This window comes from Flavobacterium sp., from assembly GCF_052437795.1.
In the GTDB taxonomy this organism is placed as follows: Bacteria; Bacteroidota; Bacteroidia; order Flavobacteriales; family Flavobacteriaceae; genus Flavobacterium.
The window spans coordinates 133,954-152,105 of record NZ_JBQVPA010000002.1 but is presented as its reverse complement, the minus strand read 5'-3'; the positions used below and the strand labels follow the sequence as shown (position 1 = coordinate 152,105).

Below are 18,152 nucleotides of genomic sequence, written 5' to 3'. Positions count from 1 at the left end.
TATTGAGGTTATTTCTTATTTTCAAGAGTGTCAAATTTATCCTTTACCACTTCTTTGGGCCAGGTGTTGTTGCTGACATCAATATCGGCGGTAAGCAATCTAGGGTCGAGCGTTATTTTTTTAACCGCCTTTTCGGTGGCAAATACGCGCGATGCCGTTTGGTTGTTCTTACGCCATATCTGCACCGGGAAGGTATGATATTCACTTGTGCCATCCTCAAAGGCAAGCTCCACCAATATTGGCATCAGCATGTCGCCCGGCTTGTCAAAGGTCACCTCATAAAAATATTTCGGCGCTTTAAGTTTTACTCTTTCCTCATTGGTGAATTTCTCCTTCAGGTAATCATTGAGCAATTTTACATCCTTTGCATCCAGGGCTTTTTTGTTTTGCTTTACGGCATCCGGCCCATCCGCAACCATGTATACAAATGGCCCGGTATCTTCATTAAAGCGGCCTCTTTTTATCTTATGATCTTTCATCGATTCCGGTTGGGTTTCGGTAACGTAAAACTGCTTTACCTCCATAATGCCCATGTCCACATAGTCGGTAGTGTAGAACCATCCCCTCCAAAACCAATCCAGGTCCACTGCCGAGGCATCCTCCATCGTCCTGAAAAAGTCCTTGGGCGTTGGGTGCCTGAATTTCCAGCGGTTGGCATAGGTCTTAAAGGCGTGGTCAAAAAGCTCATGGCCCATGACCACCTCGCGCAGCATATTCAATCCCGTTGCAGGCTTGCCATACGCGTTGGAGCCAAACTGGTGTATCGCTTCCGAATTGGTCATTATCGGCTCCAGGAATTTCTGGTCACCGCTCATGTAAGGCACGATATTAGCCGCAGGCCCACGATTCGAAGGATAATACGCATCCCATTCCTTTTCGGTTAGGTACTGCAAAAAGGTATTGAGGCCCTCATCCATCCACGTCCACTGCCTTTCGTCAGAGTTCACGATCATCGGGAAAAAGTTATGTCCCACCTCATGGATGATCACGCTCATGTTGCCGTATTTTATCCTGTCAGATACATAGCCTTTCTCATCGGGGCGGCCATAGTTCCAGCAGATCATAGGGTACTCCATCCCCTGGTCTTCGGCAGAGACCGATATTGCCTTTGGGTAGGGATAATCAAATGTATATTTCGAATAGGTTTTTAGCGTATGCGCCACCACACGGGTAGAGGTTTCTCCCCACATAGGGTTGGCCTCTTTAGGATAAAGCGAGTGTGCCATCACCATCTTGCCGCCCAACTGCACTGCCATACCGTCGTATATGAACTTACGCGACGAAGAGAACCCAAAGTCCCTCACGTTCTTCGCGTTAAATTTCCAGGTCTTCTTTTTGGTACTGAAGCCTTTTTCAGCTCTTTCGGCCTCATCCTGCGTGACGATCACTACCGGCTTATCGAATGATCTTGTCGCCTGTTCGTAGCGTTTCAGCTGTTCGGCAGTAAGTACTTCGGGGCGGTTGGTCAGGTCTCCTGTGCCATCAATGATATGGTCGGCAGGCACGGTAATGTTCACTTCGTAGTTACCAAAGGTCAGGGCAAATTCCCCCGCACCCCAAAACTGCATGTTCTGCCAGCCCTCTACATCATTGTAAACAGCCATCCGCGGAAAGAACTGCGCGATAACATACAGGTTGTTATTATCCTTATCAAAATGCTCGTAACCCGAACGACCGCCAATTACCCTGTAATTGTTGATATTGTACCACCATTTAATTGAAAAAGATATTTTTTCGCCGTTCTTTAAACGCGTAGGCAGGTCGATGCGCATCATGGTCTGGTTGATGGTATACTTCATCGGCTTGCCATTGGCATCCTGCACATAGTCTATCTTAAAACCGCCATCAAAAGCATCTTCCATGTAGCGGCGCGAAAACGCATCGGGCTTGTAGGCCGGATCCATTTTCTGGCTTTCTACAAGCTTTGATCGGGAATCTTTTGTGTTGATGTTCTGATCCAGCTGTACCCACAGGTATTCCAGGCTTTCAGGCGAATTATTATGATAGGTAATGGTCTCCTTACCAAAAAGCTTCGTATTCTTATCATCGAGCTCGATGTCCATTTTATAGTCGGCCTGTTGCTGGTAGTAGGCAGGCCCTGGCGCACCCGATGCGGTGCGGAACATATTAGGCGTTGCCATCAGGTCGTACATCTGGCTCATCCTGTTGCTGTCCTTATGGCCGGGCTCGCGCTTTTGTGCCGGTTTTTCCTGTGCGGAAACCGTTATTGACGCCGCCATCGATAGTACGTAAAATACTTTTCTCATAACTATAGTTTAAAACTCCAATATACCTTCCGGTTCATCATTGGTCAGCAACAGGCTCTTTTTGTTACTGTTTATTTTTACATTGATAATATTTTGCTGTTCTGGATATACATCGAGAAGAGTGGCATTGTTCATTTCTACCGAAGTTACTTTAGTTCCGGCCTCAATTGTAAAATAACATACCAGCACATCGTTTTCAGTGTCTTTGGCCAGATACTTTATGGGTTTTGCCTTGCCATTGACCTTTACTTTTACTTTTTCGGAAAAGTATTTACTGAGAAATTCCTCCGTATCCGGCAACTCCCGCTTTTCCGTCAGGTAAAATTTCTTGCCGTATTTCTTCTGAAGGCCCAGTTCAAGGTCATCAATAAAAATGCGGGCGGTCATTTGCAGCGCTTTCTTTTTTGGCACGTGCTCTATCTGGAATACCGACACATAATATTTATGCATCCCTGCCCCGGCCAGAGTAAAGGATATAATGATCAAAAATAGGTAGCGGCAAAAATGCTTCATTTCCCAAAAATAGTAAACTTATCCATAAAGTTTACAGTACAGCGCATTTATTGCCTTGCATCAGGGTTTAGCTTCAAAAATTCCAGGGCTTTATTTTTAAGATATTCCAAAAGTTTATCCTCGTTTTGCTTCATTAGCAGGTATTGTTTGGCATCTTCATCGCAAAGATCCAGAAAAGCGGGAATGAACTTTGCGGGAATGATTAGTGTTTCCGTAAAAAACGCATCGGCATAAGCACCCCTTACTACTTCAGAAAATAAGGTCTTCTCGACATAATACACTGATGGGGCATAGGTAGTCGCGCGCTTTGGCTGCTTTTTCTTTTTTAACAATTGCGAAAAACCAGTTACCCAGTTAGCCCCTATGCTTGTTTGCGGCACCACATCTTTATTGATCTCTATTGGGTCGAACCATGTGTTTACCTGCATCGTCTTTAAATTCTTGCTATCAGCAGCGAGGTTGCCTGTCAATCCTGACACCACCACCTCATCTAGCATTGTTGCCACAGGATCAAGCCTCACTACAAAAACATCCTCTTCAAGGTCCTTTCCCTTTAGTATAACGATCATTGGCTTGTACACACCTCCGGAAAAACGCAGTGTGTCACCCTTTTTTGCCTTAAGCGAAAAGTCACCGTCGTTCCGTGTAACAACACTAATGCCTGTAGCCGCATTGGTTACCGACACATCTTCAACTGTACCAATATCAGTGATCGCCTTTCCTTTAAGTACATGCCTTTCCTGCGCCAGGATCCCTGTGGGTAACACCATTAAAAGCCATAAAAGGATTTTACTCATTCTTTAATTATTTCAAGATATTTTACGGCAAGGCCCTTCATTAAGAATTTCACCCTGTCGGCATTATCCGCTTTCAGTGCAGCAGCAAGGTCCGCATCTTCCACAACATGGAAAACAAACCCGTTGACATATTCCTTCGGGATGGAGAATTCACGCGCGATCTCATCTTCCGTATAAAGGCCGTAGATCTTGTCTATCAGCCCTTCCCTCCGCTCGGTGGCAATCGCTTTCTTCAGCATTTTGGTCCGGCCATTGATCGCATTGATGATCGGGTCTATCGGCATACCGCCCGCAATGATCCCCAAAAGCATTATGGGCTTAAAGTCGCCTGCTGTTTTGAGTTTCCGTTCTGCAGGTGTGTATTTTTTTTGGCCTTTCGGCACCAGCCCCAGCGACTCGGAATTGATATTCTTAAACTTATTAATTTCGACACCCTCAAGTTCGGTAGTCTTATAGTTCACGCTAACCAGGTAAGGGTTTTCCTTTAAAGTATTTTGATTGATGGCAAATTCCCTTATCTCGGTCTTTTCGCTATACACCGCAAGCCTGTCGCCCACCGTTACATGTATGCTGAAGTTCCCCTGGCTGTCGGTCTTTGTCTCCTCTCCTGTCTTATTATTGATCACAAAAAGCCCTGCACCCGCATCATCGCCAATAAAGGCTTTCCCTTTAAGCAGCTGGCGCTGCTGGGCAAAACAAGATATGCTGACAAGGAACAGCAGCCACGATAGCCTGCCCATCATTTTTTGTTTTTGATATTGTCAATATAGTCCAGCACCAGGTCGGGCATCAATTCTTCAGCTTTTGGCTTATCATTTGCCTCGATGGCCTTAGCCATCTTTTTATCCTCGGTCGCAAAATAAATGAACCCATCAACATTATCCTTAGGTATGCCGAATTCTTCATTCAGCACCACCTCATTATACATCCCTTTAAAAGCCACGATCAGCTTTTCCTTTCGTTCCATTTCCAGCGCACGCTTTATGGATCTCCTTTTACCGGTAAACCAATTGATAATGCCATCGCCGTTAATCGCCATACCCTGCACGGTTGGGTCGTTAAACCTTGGACCTATCCTGGCTCCGGCCACTGCCTTTCGTTCCTGTGGGGTGTGGGCTGCAAGTCTGCCCTTATCGCCAAGCGCATACGGATCCTTTTTATCCTCAACCACGACCTCGTCAAGCTCGGTCACTTTATAATCTACCGCCACGATATATGGCGGGCGGAAGCTGTCATCGGTAATGGTAAAGTCGCGGGTTTCGGTCTTATCGCTGTACACAGCGATGCGGTCACCCGGTTTTGCTGCAATGTTAAAGCCACCCTGGCTGTCGGTCCTGGTTTCGTCGCCTGTCTGCTTATTGATCACAAATACATTGGCGATAGGTACGCCTCCCGCATTAACGGTGCCTCTCAGCGCTTTCCTGCCCTGTGCGAAAGCCACAGTGCAAAATAGCAGCAGGATCATGGTTATCTTACTTTTCATCGGCTAACATTTTTCGGTATTTTGTTGCAAGGCCGGTCATCAGGAAGCGGGCCATGGTGTCATTCCCTGATCTAAGCGCATTGGCAAACTCGTTGTCTTCCACCACATAGTACACAAACCCACGGGTATATTCTTCCGGTATCTTATATTCCGTTCTCAGTTCCTCTTCGGTACAAACGTTGCCTATCATTTCCAGCAGCATTTCCTTTTTCTCGGTCTCCAGGGCGCGCTTCAGCATTTGGGTACGCCCGCTAAGGGCATTCAGCAAAATATCAATACCAAAGCCACTCGTAGCCGCGAAAAGCTTGCGCTCCGCAGGAGTGTACCGCTTTTGTCCCGGCGGAACGAGGCCCAGCGACTCGGATGTTACCCTTTTTTCCACCACCACTTCGTCCAGTTCGTATGTCTGGGTATTTATGCTGATGATATACGGATCTTCCTCGAACGACTTTTCATTAATGACAAAATCACGCACCTCAGTTTTGGAGCTGTAGGCTGTAATTACATCGCCTGCCCTGGCCTCAATGGCAAAATTGCCCAGCGCATCCGACTTCTTCTCAGCGCCCGTGCTTTTATTGATGATGTAAATGCCGCCTATGCCCGCGCCATCGGTCACTACGCGCCCATTGAGGTTTTTTCGCTGCGAAAAAGCGAGCAGCGGAAGGCATAACAAAAAGTATAAAATGCTATTTTTCATTGTCGGTCAATTCAAGATATTTTACTGCCAGGCCATTCAGCATGAACTTTATCCGCTCTTCGCTTTCCTCCTTCATTGCTTTTACAAAATACTTGTTCTCTACAATGTAGAACAGGAAACCCGAAACATACTCCTGCGGTATCTTGAACAGCGTTACAATATCTTCTTCACTATAAAGATAGCGCATCTTTTCGATCAACGCCTCCTTGTTTTCGGTTTCTTTAGCTTTTTGAAGCATGGCCGTGCGCCCTGAGAACATATTGATGAGCGGGTCGAGTCCCAAGGGGTTCATCTTCCATTTCGATGCCGTGGCGAGCTTTTTTTCGGCTGGTGTATACCGCATTTGGCCTTTCGACACGAGCCCCATCGATTCGGCATTAAGGTGCCGGTAGTCGTTGATGACAACCTCCTGGAGTTCGCGGGTCCGGGTTTTAAGCGGAACAAAAAGCAGGTTGTCTCCAAGATCCCTTTCCGTCACCACCACGTCTTTGGCTTCAAACTGAAGGGATGAAAAAACAAGGGTATCGTTGGGTTGGGCACTGATGGTAAAATAGCCGCCGCGGGTAGTGGCAAAATTGGTTTCGGTAGAACGGTTGATGACATATATGCCTTCGAGGTCGTCGAAACCGGATACGACCTTGCCCTTTAGCGGGTGGCGTTCCTGGGCAACCGATATTGCCGAGAACAGCATCAAGGCAATTAAAACAGGATTTTTCAAAAAGTTCAAAGTATAGGTGATTGGTCGATGATCTAAGGCAAGCTACCGTACATACGCTCCACGGCATCAAAATCTTTGTAACTTTACCTTTCCTAAACCTAACGGATGAAAAAACTAATTATTGCAAGTACCTCTACACTTCATGGGGGAAATTACATGGAATACCTAAAGCCTGCTTTGGCAGAACACTTCAAAGACCGCACATCGGTGCTGTTTATCCCATATGCCAGGCCGGGTGGCATCAGCCATGACGATTATACTAACCGTGTTGCCGATTTCTTTGCAGGCCTCGACATCACCGTGAAAGGCGCACACGAATTTGAAGATCCCGCAGAAGCCGTGGCCAATGCCGAAGCGCTGTTTACCGGCGGGGGGAATACATTTCTTTTGGTTACCCAATTATATAAGACAGGAGTAATGACCGCACTAAAAGATGCGATAGATAAAGGCACGCCCTACCTGGGCAGCAGCGCGGGCAGCAACATCTGCGGACTTACGATGCAAACCACCAACGATATGCCTATTATTTACCCGCCGAGCTTTAAAACACTGGGGGCGGTCAACTTTAACCTGAACCCACACTACCTCGACCCGCAATCGGGATCTACCCACATGGGCGAGACGCGCGAAACGAGGATAAAGGAGTTCCACCAGTTCAACACGCAGCCGGTGCTGGGCCTGCGCGAGGGCAGCTGGCTTGAGGTAAGTGATAATACGGTTTTACTGAAGGGCAACCTGCCTGCAAGGCTTTTCAGGCAGGGTAAAGAGCCGGAAGAATTAGACGCGGGAAGTGATCTGTCGGGGTTGAGGTAATGTCAACCCAACCCTCTCCTATTGAGAGAGAGCCGCAACGTGCCGACAATTTTGCATGATCAATATAAAAATAATAAAGCCTGAACATTTCTATTCAGGCTTTAAGCAGAGCGGAAGACGAGGCTCGAACTCGCGACAACCAGCTTGGAAGGCTGGAGCTCTACCAACTGAGCTACTTCCGCTTTTGTGGGTGCAAATATACAGAATAACTTTTCTTCAATGCAAGTTTTTTGGTGAAAAAATTTAACCTGACCCAGCATCAAATTCATATCCGTTTGGACAGAAAACAGTTAACCCCTAAATATTTTATCTAAGTACACATTTATCATAACGGTAAACTTTTGTTATAAAAAACTATGCAGGCATAATTATTTAACAAAATAATTAACCCCTAACTTTCTCATCGTCAGTATTTGTTTTGTACTTTTAGTACAAGCAAAAAAGCAAATACCATGCGAATAGCTGCTACCATATTGCTCCTTATCATTTTCCTCTTCCCTGCCTGTAAAAACGCACGGAAGGAAAATTTCCCTGCCAAAGCCGCAAATACAGCTTACCTTAAAGATACGCCTATTTCTATTGACCCGGACTTATTTGTAAGATCTCCCGAAGAAATAAAAGCATTCTACGCCTCCCATGAGCTAAAAACCATATGGACCACCCCTGAAAACCGTAAAGCGCTCATAGCTGCGGTAAAGGACGCAGGCAGCGACGGATTGCAGCCTAAAGATTACAACCTTAATACCCTTGAGCAGTTCGAGGCACTCACCACCATCAGTGAGGAGGAATGCATGCGCTATGATATATTGCTTACAGAGTCGTTCACTAAGCTGGCAACTCATTTATTCAAAGGTAAATTGCTGCCACGCACTGTATACCACGATTGGGCTTTGGCACCCAAAAACGTTGACACCAATAAGCTGCTCGCTGAGGTTTTGGAAAAGGAGAACCTTGCCGAGGTCATTGGCCGATGCCGCCCGAAACATGCCGTGTATGACGGCCTGCGCAAAAGCCTTGCCTATCTCAACGGATTGCCGGATGATAAAAGCATAGCAGAAATAAAAGTAGAAAAGGCATTAAAGCTGAATGATTCAAGTGCAGTGGTAACATCGGTAAAACAACGCCTGGCCTACTGGGGCGACCTTAAAGATGCCAACAATGGTCTTTACGACAAGACGACCGCTAAAGCCGTGAAAAGGTTCCAGGAGCGCCATGGCCTAGCCGCAACCGGAATTATTGACCCCAAGACTGCCGATGCGCTCAACATTACCCGCAGCGACCGAAGGAACCAGATAATAGCCAATCTTGAGCGGTGGCGGTGGTTCCCTTACGATTTTGGCAAACGTGCCATCATTGTGAACATACCTACCTACCAGCTTGCGGTCGTAGAGAATAACAGGGATACTATAGATACTTATAACGTAGTGGTGGGCAAACCCGACAGAAGGTCGCCGGTCTTATATTCAGCTATTAACCAGCTTACCATCAATCCAACATGGACGGTACCGCCCACATACCTGAAAAAAGACCTTACGCCTGCTGCCATCAAGGATACAGCTCATTTTTCGCACCTCAACATGAAGATCATGTATAAAAATGAGGAGATACCTGTATCACAATGGGATTCGCTGAAAGCTGACCATTACGTATATGTTCAAAGCCCGGGCAAGCATAATTCGTTGGGACAGATCAAGTTCAATTTCAATAATGGATTTTATGTTTACCTGCACGATACCAACCACAGGGAATACTTTAAAAAAAGCTATAGGGCACTAAGCTCCGGCTGTGTACGTGTCGAAGATCCCTTCAGGCTCGCAGAGTATGTTTTAGCAGATGATAAAAATGTTGACCGTAAGAAACTTGACGAGATGGTGGAAGAGGGCGAAACGAAATATGTAGCCCTAAAAAAAACCACCCCTATCCACCAGCTGTACTGGACCGCCTGGATGGATAGGGATGGATTGCAATTCCGCAATGATATTTATAACCTCGACAAAACGCTTTACGACAAGTTACGAAAGTAACCTCGATGCTGTAGCATAGCTTTGTGATGGGTGGTAGATGAACAGGCATGATCTGCCTTGTATCAATTTGATAACTTCTTTATTTACTTCGTTAGGAAGTGCAGGGCAGCCCTGGCTCCTGCCTATCCTGTGGTGCTGCTTTGCAAAATCCTCGTTCACGTAGTCGGCGGCGTGCATTACCACGGCCCTGTTGCGGGCATTATTGTTGATGCCCTGCTCAAGTCCGTCAAGCCTCATCGACTCTCCGTGCTTGCCCATGTACAATTCGCCAGTAGCATAAAACCCAAGACTGCTACAGTTAGAGCTGGCCGCATTAGAGAACGTAGTGGCAAATTCATCCCCACTATTCCTACCATGCGCTACAAGGGTATTGTATACTACGGTTTGCGTAGCCATATCGATGATCCAAAGCCTTTTGGCAGTAGATGAAAGACTGAAATCGATAACCGTAAGAAGGTCTTTCTTGATCTTGCCCTGTGCCTTAAGCTTGTTAAAGCCATTAAATGCTTTAGAGAAGCACTCATACGCAGGCATGGTTACAGAGTGTGACTTGATGCTGTTATACAACATTTCCGCTCCTGAAACCGCTTCGTTAGAAGCCAGCGTAGCCGGAGCTTTTTCGTGTTTTGGTGTTGTTGATGTAATTGAAAAGAACAAAAAGAAAACCGACGTAAAAAAGTTGTAAGCCATTGTAATTTAGTAGTTGTGTGTTTTTAACAGGGCGCTAAAATAAGTTAAAGAGATCTAAATAAAAAAAAGCAACCGTGTTAAAATCAATTATTTAACATTTTCATTTGGCAGGCGCTCCCTGCGCTGTGCCTTTCACTTTCATGGATAATCCTACACTATAACGGTTAGTTCTCATCGATATTGCCTGACTACAAAAAAAAATATAATTTTTTCCGCAACCTGTATAAAGCTGAACCATCATTGTCAAACATGGCTAAATATGTAGTAAATTTATACCGCGTTTACGGACATCTATTATTCCAAAACCGTGCCAAAAACATCTAATCGTTTGAAAATGAACAAAAAAGTTATCCTTATGATACTGGATGGCTGGGGAACATCGCCCGACCCCAAAGTATCAGCCATCGACAATGCCAATACCCCATTCATTGACAGCCTTTACAAAAATTATCCTAATGCATCCCTTCGTACCGACGGCCTTAATGTAGGATTACCCGAAGGCCAGATGGGCAACAGCGAGGTGGGCCACATGAACCTTGGCGCAGGCCGGATCGTATACCAGGACCTTGTAAAGATCAACCTGGCAGTGCAAAACAATACTCTCGCTCAGGAACAACCACTTGTAGATGCGTTTAATTATGCAAAACAAAATAACAAGAAAGTACACCTGCTGGGCCTTGTGTCCAATGGCGGGGTACATTCACATATCGACCACCTGAAAGGACTGGTGGATGCCACGCAGCAGGCAGGTGTTGAAGATGTGTTCATTCACGCCTTTACCGATGGGCGCGACGTTGATCCAAAGTCGGGTGTATTCTTTATTTCCGACCTTGAGAACCATCTTAAAAATACGAAAGCAAAACTGGCTTCGATAGTAGGCCGGTATTATGCAATGGACCGCGACAAGCGATGGGAACGTGTTAAGCTGGCCTACGACCTGCTGGTGAATGGCATAGGGCACCCGTCGACCAATGCGATAAACAGCATCCATGACAGCTACAATGAAGGTATTACCGATGAGTTCATCAAGCCTATCGTGATGACCGATGATAACGGAAATCCACTGGCAACGATACAGGAGGATGATGTGGTGATCTTCTTTAACTTCCGTACCGATCGTGGAAGGCAGCTTACAGAGGTACTATCTCAATATGACATCCACGAGCAGAACATGCACAAGTTAAAGCTGTACTATGTAACAATGACCAATTATGATGATAACTATAAGGATATCCACGTGGTTTATGATAAGGACAACCTGACCGAAACCCTGGGTGAAATAGTATCACGCAATGGCAAAAAGCAGATCCGCATTGCCGAGACCGAGAAATACCCGCACGTTACATTCTTCTTTTCAGGTGGACGCGAAGAGCCTTTTGAGGGCGAGAAACGCCTGCTTTGCCCATCGCCAAAAGTAGCTACCTACGACCTGCAGCCCGAAATGAGCGCCTTCGATCTAAAGGATGCACTTATTCCGGAACTAAAAAAAGGCGAAGTGGACTTTGTGTGCCTCAACTTTGCCAACGGCGACATGGTGGGCCACACCGGCGTAATGGAAGCGGCCATAAAAGCCTGTGAAGCGGTAGATACCTGCGCTAAAGAAGTAATTGAAACAGCCCTTGAAAATGGCTACACTACCATAGTGATCGCCGACCATGGCAACTGTGAGACCATGATCAACCCAGACGGCAGCCCGAACACGGCACACACCACCAATCCGGTACCGATCATTCTGGTAGATAAAGAACTGAAGCACGTGAAGGATGGCGTACTGGGCGACATTGCCCCTACCATCCTCGACCTGATGGGACTACAGCAGCCGGAAGTGATGTCAAGACATTCGCTGGTTTCCTGAGAAGGTGTTTAGTTGCTGAAATTATAAGGAACTTAATACAAAGAAAGCCTGAGGGAACATCCTTCAGGCTTTCTTATATAATTTAATAAATGATCAGTTCTTATAGCAAACCGGAATGATCTCTCCTTTGGCAAGGCAGTAGAGCTGTACATCTTCAAGAGATAATTTTTTTGTGTAATCTTCCTCAACTACTGTGAAGCCTATTGTGCGGAGCTTATCAAAATAATCGCGTCCATACACCCTTACATGGTCGTATTGCCCGAAAATCCTTGCACGTTCTTTCGGGTCGGTGATCGAGTCGTCCTCAAAAGTGGTTTCCCTATCCAAGTCCTGCGGTATCTGGAAGATACCCATGCCGCCGGGCTTCATCACGCGGTAGAGTTCCTGCATGGCTTTGGTATCGTCGGGGATATGCTCCAATACGTGATTACACAGTATCAGGTCGTAGGAATTGTCCTCGAACGGCAGGTCGCAGATGTCGGCCTTTACATCGGCCAATGGCGAATAGAGGTCGGTTGTAGTGTAGTCCAGGTTCTTTTGACCACGGAACAGCTTGTGAAAAGCCTGCTCGGGGGCAAAATGGAGTACTTTTTTTGGTGCTGTAAAAAAATCAGTCTCGTTATTCAGGTACAGCCACAGCAGGCGGTGCCTTTCCAGCGAAAGCGTACTCGGTGACAGCACATTGTTGCGCTGGTGGCCGTAACCGTAAGGCAGGAAGTTCTTAAAGCTCTTCCCGTCAATAGGATCAGTGTACCTGCTGCCTTTCAGGGCAAATGCCAATACCGGCCTGATGACATAACTAAGGCGTATGAGCAACGGGCGGGGAATGGTATTGAGTATGAATTTAAAAAGTTTCTTCATTTTTTATGGTTTCGCAGAGTTACACAGAGATTCGTCCGGCCATTGCGAGCGGAAGAACGGTGCGCGCAATCTTTCAGTCACACTGCAAGGACTCTCCGGAAAGATTGCTTCGTCGTACCTCCTCGCAATGACGAACGTGTCAGATATTCTTAAATTACAAGAGGTGCCCTCCTGAACTCCTCCTCCTCATTACTATCTATACCCAATGCCTTATAGATATAGGCATAGGTAGATAACAATTCAGGCTTACCGTCCACAATGGCTACGTTATGTTCAAAGTGGGCGCTCGGCTTACCGTCGCGGGTCACAATGGTCCAGCCATCTTTAAGGGTGCGTACATTTTTAGTGCCCATGTTGATCATCGGTTCAATAGCTACTACCATGCCCTCAACAAATAGTTTGCCGCGGCCACGCTTGCCGAAATTCGGCATTTCGGGCGCTTCGTGCATTTTGCGGCCCAGGCCATGGCCCACCAGTTCGCGCACTACACCATAGCCTTGGGCTTCGGTATAGCGTTGTATGGCGCTGCCTACATCCTCGACACGGTTGCCAACCTTTAACTCGCGAATACCAACATATAATGACTCTTTAGTTATCCTGAGAAGCTTACGGGTATCTTCCGCCACCTCACCTATCTCGAAAGTATAAGCATGGTCGCCATAGAACTCGTTCATGATGGCACCACAGTCAACTGACACCACATCGCCTTCCTGTATCGGGCGGTTGTCCGGAAGGCCGTGCACGACCTGCTCGTTCACACTGGTAAGCAACGTCGACGGGCATCCGTACAAACCTTTGAAGCCCGGTATGGCACCATTATCACGGATGAACTGTTCCGCCAGGGTATCAAGCTGCAATGTCGTTATGCCCGGCTTTATTTCAGAGGCGATCATGCCCAGTGTTTTCGATACCATAAGCGCGCTCTGGCGCATCAGTTCGATCTCTTCCCTTGTCTTTTGGATAATCATTGTCAAAAATTTACGGCTACAAAAGTACGATTTTTATACAGATTACCTATCAATGCAAAAAGCACGCCCGGACAGAGCCTGCCATCATATAAAAAGCCCCCACGAGATCGCGGGGGCCTTTCCAATTTAAATCCAAAAATTATTTTTATTCCGGCATCAGTATACCGATAACTTTGTCTTTGGCCAGGTATTTTTTGGCCACATCCTGTACCTCTTTGGCAGTAAGAGCATTTATTTTCTCTTCTACTTTAAAGATCTCTTCAGCGTTTGTGCCATTGGTGTATGACCTCGTGAAGTAGCTCAGCCAGTAGTTATTCTCCTTGATGTCCTTTTTGTGGTCAAGCAGCTCACCCTCCTTGAATTTGGTAAGGTCCTTGGCTTCCGGCCCGTTGTCAATGATCTTCTGCAGTTCTTTAAGGGCTGAGGCAGTAAGCTTTTCGGCATTGTCCGGCCCGCATGGGAACGAGATATTGAAGCTGTACGAACCATAAGGCACCTTGCTCATCGAGCCCCTCGCGTTCACGCCATACACGCCGCTTTCATTTTCCCTTAGCTCTTCTACAAGCTTTATGGTAAGTATCTCTCCCAGCGCCTGCATGGCAAGGGCTTCTTTAGGCGAATATGTGGCATCGCCATAGTACATAATGGTCACATTGCTTTTAGGATCGGTCCCTTTGTTCACCACCTTTTTATGATCGCCTTTTATCATGCGATATCCCAGGTCGGTGATCTTTTCTTTAACACCGGTAGTTGGCAATGACGCCAGGTATTTTGCCGAATACTCCTCTATAGCCTTGTCATCGATATTCCCTACAAAGTAGAACTCGAAGTCGCCCGCATTGGCAAAACGCTCTTTATATTTATTGTAGGCCAGCTCATAATCGGTATTCTCCCACGTCTTCTCGTTAGGGATAACACCCATAAAACGTGGGTTGTCTTTATACAAAAAGCCGTAGAACTCCTGTTGGAAGTAGGCTGATGGTTCCGAAGCCATATTAGCATAGAACGCCGACTGCTTTTGCTTGTAGCCTTCGTAAGCCTCTTTGTCAAGGTTGAGGTCGGTAAAGTAGGCATGCACCATCTGGAACATGTATTCCATGTCTTTTGGCGTGGCGCTTCCGCGGAAGCCCTCAGTGATACCGCCAATATATGGCCTTGCACTTGCGAGCTTGCCCGTCATGAACTTATTGATGTCGTTCAGCTTCAGCCCTGAGAAACCGGCCTCTGTAAGCGCGCCCTGCGCATACTGCACTTTTTTCTGGTCATCGTTGCTAAACAGGTTGCTGCCGCCAAAGCTGATACCCTCCATGATCACTTCGTCATTCTTGAAGTCGGTTTTTTTGTAGGTCACCTTAACGCCGTTGCTTAGTGTAAGGGTCGTAGTGCCCAGCTTGTCGTTCTTTTCTTTTTTAGTGATGGTGCCTGCCTTTACGTCTTTCCTCAACAGGCTGCCGGCAACTGCTGCATCTTCATATGCGGTTATGTTCTCACCGCCTTTGTTCAGCACGGCAAGCACTTCGGCCTCAGTTGGTTTTTTCAGGCCTTCCTTTTCAGGCCCGGTAAAGATCACCACCCTGTTATCGTTCTTAATATAATCCTTCACGAGACCGTTCACATCGGCAAGTGATACCTGCGGAAGCATTTTCTGCATGGCGTTGAATGTCCACTCAATTCCCGGAGTTGGTTCCTTGGTAAGGAAGTGGCCCTGGTATTCGCTAACAAAGCGCTCCGACTCCGTTTTGTCACGGTCCTTATACGAGCTCTCCATACCGGCAAGCCACTCGGTCTTTGCCCTTTCAAGCTCGCCTTGCGTAAAGCCGAATTTTTTAACGCGCTCATTTTCTTCAACCAAAACCTTAAGTGCATCAAGCTGCTTGTTCTCCTGTGTCATGGCAAACGATTGATAAGCTTCTTTAGTCCTGGCCCATGTCCCGCCGTGGTAGGTGTACCCAAATGTAAAGGGTGGGTTGGCCGAGTGCGTAAGCTCCTGAAGCCTGTTGTTGAGCATTGTCGAGAAAAGGCCTTTGGCAATATATTGCTTAAAGTCGTTGATGGTTACCAGCGTCTTCGGCATGTTGTAATCCTTATAAAGCAGCTGCACCTGTGCATACGATGCTTCCTTATCACTTTCTACCGATACAAAAGTTTCTTTGTGGTTCGGAACGTCATACACTTTGCGCGGCTTTTCTTTTTTAGGATTTTCATATGAACCAAAATGGTCTTTGATCTTCTTTTCCATTTCGGCAACATCGATATCACCTACTACGATAACCGCCATCAGGTCCGGACGGTACCAATCTTTATAGAACTTAACAAGCTTTTCGTACTTAAAATTCTCCAATATCTCCTTCTGCCCAATAGGGAGGCGGTTAGCATAATGCGACTGGTACATCATCTTAGGCATGAAGCGCTTGGTCATCCTGTCGTCGGCGCCAAGGCCCAGGCGGTACTCCTCAAGCACCACACCGCGCTCTTTGTCAATCTCTTCCGGTGTAAGCACCGCGTTAAAAGCCCAGTCCTCAATAATCTGGAAGCCCTTTTCTACTTTTTCGGGGCTGTCGCTCGGAATAGGAAGAAAGTATACGGTCTCATCAAAGCTGGTATAGGCGTTAAGGTGCTGCCCGAATTTTACACCTATGCTTTGCAGGTAGTCTACCAATGCATTTTTAGGGAAGCGCTTGGTGCCGTTAAAGCACATGTGCTCCATAAAGTGGGCAAGTCCCTGCTGGTCGTCTTCCTCAAGAATGGAACCGGCGTTAATCACCAGCCTGAGGTCGACCTTATTCTCCGGTTTGGCATTTTTCCTGATGTAATAGGTAAGGCCGTTCTTAAGTTTACCCGTTTTTACGGCAGGGTCAAACGGAATGGGTGAGTCTCCCTTAAGGTCCTGCGCAAAGCCCGAAAGCGGCACTGCAACGAGGAACATCCATAGTTTGAGATTCTTCATGTTTATTGTGGTTTATAAATTGGTAAGGCTTAAAACTACTAAAAGCAATATTTATTGTATGATTTTTAACACATTTTCCGATACACTGCTTTTTCTACCGATAAGATCACCCTAACGGACCTTTTATAATATATTTAGTATATTTACGTTCACCAATAAAACAAATTTCAGCAATGGCAAATGCTTTCGTGCGGTTCCTGGGGGCTGCATTACTTTTTTCAACTACAGCTTTCGGCCAGGTACAGCAGGAAATTGCGCCGCCTTACAACATAAAGACCGTTTCGCTCATGCGGAGTTCCGAGAACGTTTATCCTTACTTCCGTCTAGGAGAAGGCTTTACTTTGGTATTTGACGACCTTTTTGGGAATGAGGCCAACTACTACTACTCCATACAGCATTGCAATTATGACTGGACACCATCGTCGCAGCTTATGGTGAATGATTATCTGGAAGGTTTCGACACGCAACGCATACAGCTTTACGAGAACTCTTTCAACACCCTGCAGCTCTATTCGCGATATTCCCTTTCTTTCCCCAATAAATTTACACGCATAAAGCTGAGCGGCAATTACATGATAAAGATCCTTAACGAAGACCGGGAGGTTGTCTTTTCGCGCAAGATCATTGTTTACGAAGATCAGGTCGCCGTTCCCGTGCAGGTAAAAAGGGCCCGCGGGATGGACGAGATCCAGGAAAAGCAAAACCTTGACTTCTCTGTTAAGACCAGTGCGTTCATATTCCAAAGCCCGTTACAGAATGTAAAGGTCGCGCTGTTCCAGAACGGGCGGTTCGACAATGCGATCTATAACGTAAAGCCACAATACACCATTGCCAACGACCTTATTTACAAATATGACAGGGAAACACAGTTTTGGGCCGGTAACGAATACCTGTACTTCGAGAACAAGGATGTACGCAATGCCGTGAACAACGTGCTTCGCATTACGGCAGGCGAAGTGTACAACACCATTTTGTATACTAATGATGCACGGGGCAACAAGCCCTACACCTACTACCCCGACGTGAACGGCAACTTTGTTACCCGCAACGCCAACCTGAGCGCCACAAACCCTTTTTTAGAGTCGGATTATACTTGGGTGTTCTTTTCGCTTAGCGCTCCTGCTTATTTTGGTAAAAATGACATTTACATCGGCGGCATGTTTAATAATTATGCCAAGACCGATGAGTACAAGATGGAGTATAATGAGAAGACAAAATTATATGAAAAAGCCATCATGATGAAGCAGGGCTTTAATAACTTCCAGTACATCATAGCCGACAAGAGCGGTAAAGTGAATGGAAAGGACGCCGTTGACGGTAACTTTTACCAAACCGAGAACGATTATAACATATTTGTATACTACCGCGAGAACAATGAACGTTATGACAGGGTTATTGGCCGCGGATCGGCAAACTCCGAAAATATTATCAATTAAATACCTAAGAGTTAAATGTCCGGCAACCATAATTTAACAGCATAACTATACCGGGCAGGTTAATAATTTTTGTAATTTTACAG

15 protein-coding genes and 1 tRNA gene are annotated in these 18,152 nt (G+C 46.3%); 4 read left to right on the top strand and 12 right to left on the bottom strand.

Annotated features, from left to right (window positions below):
* Nucleotides 1–8 precede the first annotated feature (8 nt).
* From ACT6R0_RS07325 to ACT6R0_RS07295, 7 genes are read right to left on the bottom strand one after another with little or no spacing between them, the layout of a single operon-like run.
* Nucleotides 9–2,267 carry a M1 family metallopeptidase gene (locus ACT6R0_RS07325; protein ID WP_444652997.1) on the bottom strand — a complete coding sequence of 753 codons (2,259 nt, stop codon included), beginning with the start codon at nucleotides 2,265–2,267 and terminating at the stop codon, nucleotides 9–11.
* A gap of 9 nt (nucleotides 2,268–2,276) precedes the next feature.
* The gene (locus tag ACT6R0_RS07320; protein ID WP_444652999.1) at nucleotides 2,277–2,780 is read right to left on the bottom strand and encodes a DUF6702 family protein; all 504 of its coding nucleotides are present in this window, start codon (nucleotides 2,778–2,780) and stop codon (nucleotides 2,277–2,279) included.
* 47 nt (nucleotides 2,781–2,827) lie between these two features.
* Entirely contained in the window at nucleotides 2,828–3,577 is a 750-nt protein-coding gene (locus tag ACT6R0_RS07315; RefSeq protein ID WP_444653000.1) for a hypothetical protein, read from the bottom strand.
* Nucleotides 3,574–4,320 (bottom strand): hypothetical protein, encoded by a 747-nt coding sequence (locus ACT6R0_RS07310; protein ID WP_444653001.1) that lies wholly within the window; start codon nucleotides 4,318–4,320, stop codon nucleotides 3,574–3,576. Before ACT6R0_RS07310 ends, ACT6R0_RS07315 begins: the two co-directional genes overlap by 4 nt.
* The gene (locus ACT6R0_RS07305; RefSeq protein ID WP_444653003.1) at nucleotides 4,317–5,060 is read right to left on the bottom strand and encodes a hypothetical protein; all 744 of its coding nucleotides are present in this window, start codon (nucleotides 5,058–5,060) and stop codon (nucleotides 4,317–4,319) included. Before ACT6R0_RS07305 ends, ACT6R0_RS07310 begins: the two co-directional genes overlap by 4 nt.
* Nucleotides 5,050–5,757 carry a hypothetical protein gene (locus tag ACT6R0_RS07300; protein WP_444653004.1) on the bottom strand — a complete coding sequence of 236 codons (708 nt, stop codon included), beginning with the start codon at nucleotides 5,755–5,757 and terminating at the stop codon, nucleotides 5,050–5,052. Before ACT6R0_RS07300 ends, ACT6R0_RS07305 begins: the two co-directional genes overlap by 11 nt.
* Nucleotides 5,747–6,475, bottom strand: coding sequence for a hypothetical protein (locus ACT6R0_RS07295; protein WP_444653005.1), 729 nt, complete (start codon nucleotides 6,473–6,475; stop codon nucleotides 5,747–5,749). Before ACT6R0_RS07295 ends, ACT6R0_RS07300 begins: the two co-directional genes overlap by 11 nt.
* A 105-nt stretch (nucleotides 6,476–6,580) precedes the next feature.
* Between ACT6R0_RS07295 and pepE the strand changes: the two genes are divergently transcribed.
* Nucleotides 6,581–7,288: a dipeptidase PepE gene (gene pepE, locus ACT6R0_RS07290; protein ID WP_444653007.1), complete on the top strand. Its 708-nt coding sequence runs from the start codon at nucleotides 6,581–6,583 to the stop codon at nucleotides 7,286–7,288.
* Nucleotides 7,289–7,397: 109 nt separating this feature from the next.
* On the opposite strand, the gene ACT6R0_RS07285 is transcribed toward pepE, so the two are convergent.
* Nucleotides 7,398–7,470, bottom strand: a tRNA-Gly gene (locus ACT6R0_RS07285).
* Between the two features lie 270 nt (nucleotides 7,471–7,740).
* On the opposite strand from ACT6R0_RS07285, the gene ACT6R0_RS07280 reads away from it, so the two are divergent.
* On the top strand, nucleotides 7,741–9,312 hold the full coding sequence (locus tag ACT6R0_RS07280) for a L,D-transpeptidase family protein (RefSeq protein WP_444653009.1): 1,572 nt from the start codon (nucleotides 7,741–7,743) through the stop codon (nucleotides 9,310–9,312).
* Here ACT6R0_RS07280 and ACT6R0_RS07275 read toward each other — a convergent pair.
* Nucleotides 9,301–10,002 (bottom strand): murein L,D-transpeptidase catalytic domain family protein, encoded by a 702-nt coding sequence (locus ACT6R0_RS07275; protein ID WP_444653010.1) that lies wholly within the window; start codon nucleotides 10,000–10,002, stop codon nucleotides 9,301–9,303. The two genes, ACT6R0_RS07280 and ACT6R0_RS07275, sit on opposite strands and share 12 nt — an antisense overlap.
* A gap of 334 nt (nucleotides 10,003–10,336) precedes the next feature.
* On the opposite strand from ACT6R0_RS07275, the gene gpmI reads away from it, so the two are divergent.
* Nucleotides 10,337–11,857 (top strand): 2,3-bisphosphoglycerate-independent phosphoglycerate mutase, encoded by a 1,521-nt coding sequence (gene gpmI / locus ACT6R0_RS07270; RefSeq protein ID WP_444653011.1) that lies wholly within the window; start codon nucleotides 10,337–10,339, stop codon nucleotides 11,855–11,857.
* Nucleotides 11,858–11,950: 93 nt separating this feature from the next.
* Here the strand turns inward: gpmI and ACT6R0_RS07265 are convergent, their stop codons facing one another.
* The 3 genes from ACT6R0_RS07265 to ACT6R0_RS07255 form a co-directional block, all read right to left on the bottom strand.
* Nucleotides 11,951–12,718, bottom strand: coding sequence for a class I SAM-dependent methyltransferase (locus tag ACT6R0_RS07265; RefSeq protein ID WP_444653013.1), 768 nt, complete (start codon nucleotides 12,716–12,718; stop codon nucleotides 11,951–11,953).
* Nucleotides 12,719–12,867: 149 nt separating this feature from the next.
* On the bottom strand, nucleotides 12,868–13,686 hold the full coding sequence (gene map, locus ACT6R0_RS07260; protein ID WP_444653014.1) for a type I methionyl aminopeptidase: 819 nt from the start codon (nucleotides 13,684–13,686) through the stop codon (nucleotides 12,868–12,870).
* A 145-nt stretch (nucleotides 13,687–13,831) separates the two neighbouring features.
* Nucleotides 13,832–16,633, bottom strand: coding sequence for a M16 family metallopeptidase (locus tag ACT6R0_RS07255; protein WP_444653015.1), 2,802 nt, complete (start codon nucleotides 16,631–16,633; stop codon nucleotides 13,832–13,834).
* A 173-nt stretch (nucleotides 16,634–16,806) separates the two neighbouring features.
* On the opposite strand from ACT6R0_RS07255, the gene ACT6R0_RS07250 reads away from it, so the two are divergent.
* Entirely contained in the window at nucleotides 16,807–18,069 is a 1,263-nt protein-coding gene (locus ACT6R0_RS07250; protein ID WP_444653017.1) for a type IX secretion system plug protein, read from the top strand.
* Nucleotides 18,070–18,152: the final 83 nt, after the last annotated feature.

What these genes read in the sequence shown, in the direction of transcription:
- ACT6R0_RS07255 (WP_444653015.1), bottom strand. Translation starts at nt 16,633, where the DNA reads ATGAAGAATCTCAAACTATGGATGTTCCTCGTTGCAGTGCCGCTTTCG.
- ACT6R0_RS07265 (WP_444653013.1), bottom strand. Translation starts at nt 12,718, where the DNA reads ATGAAGAAACTTTTTAAATTCATACTCAATACCATTCCCCGCCCGTTG.
- ACT6R0_RS07280 (WP_444653009.1), top strand. Translation starts at nt 7,741, where the DNA reads ATGCGAATAGCTGCTACCATATTGCTCCTTATCATTTTCCTCTTCCCT.
- ACT6R0_RS07275 (WP_444653010.1), bottom strand. Translation starts at nt 10,002, where the DNA reads ATGGCTTACAACTTTTTTACGTCGGTTTTCTTTTTGTTCTTTTCAATT.
- ACT6R0_RS07310 (WP_444653001.1), bottom strand. Translation starts at nt 4,320, where the DNA reads ATGATGGGCAGGCTATCGTGGCTGCTGTTCCTTGTCAGCATATCTTGT.
- map (WP_444653014.1), bottom strand. Translation starts at nt 13,686, where the DNA reads ATGATTATCCAAAAGACAAGGGAAGAGATCGAACTGATGCGCCAGAGC.
- ACT6R0_RS07325 (WP_444652997.1), bottom strand. Translation starts at nt 2,267, where the DNA reads ATGAGAAAAGTATTTTACGTACTATCGATGGCGGCGTCAATAACGGTT.
- ACT6R0_RS07315 (WP_444653000.1), bottom strand. Translation starts at nt 3,577, where the DNA reads ATGAGTAAAATCCTTTTATGGCTTTTAATGGTGTTACCCACAGGGATC.
- ACT6R0_RS07305 (WP_444653003.1), bottom strand. Translation starts at nt 5,060, where the DNA reads ATGAAAAGTAAGATAACCATGATCCTGCTGCTATTTTGCACTGTGGCT.
- ACT6R0_RS07300 (WP_444653004.1), bottom strand. Translation starts at nt 5,757, where the DNA reads ATGAAAAATAGCATTTTATACTTTTTGTTATGCCTTCCGCTGCTCGCT.
- gpmI (WP_444653011.1), top strand. Translation starts at nt 10,337, where the DNA reads ATGAACAAAAAAGTTATCCTTATGATACTGGATGGCTGGGGAACATCG.
- pepE (WP_444653007.1), top strand. Translation starts at nt 6,581, where the DNA reads ATGAAAAAACTAATTATTGCAAGTACCTCTACACTTCATGGGGGAAAT.
- ACT6R0_RS07320 (WP_444652999.1), bottom strand. Translation starts at nt 2,780, where the DNA reads ATGAAGCATTTTTGCCGCTACCTATTTTTGATCATTATATCCTTTACT.
- ACT6R0_RS07250 (WP_444653017.1), top strand. Translation starts at nt 16,807, where the DNA reads ATGGCAAATGCTTTCGTGCGGTTCCTGGGGGCTGCATTACTTTTTTCA.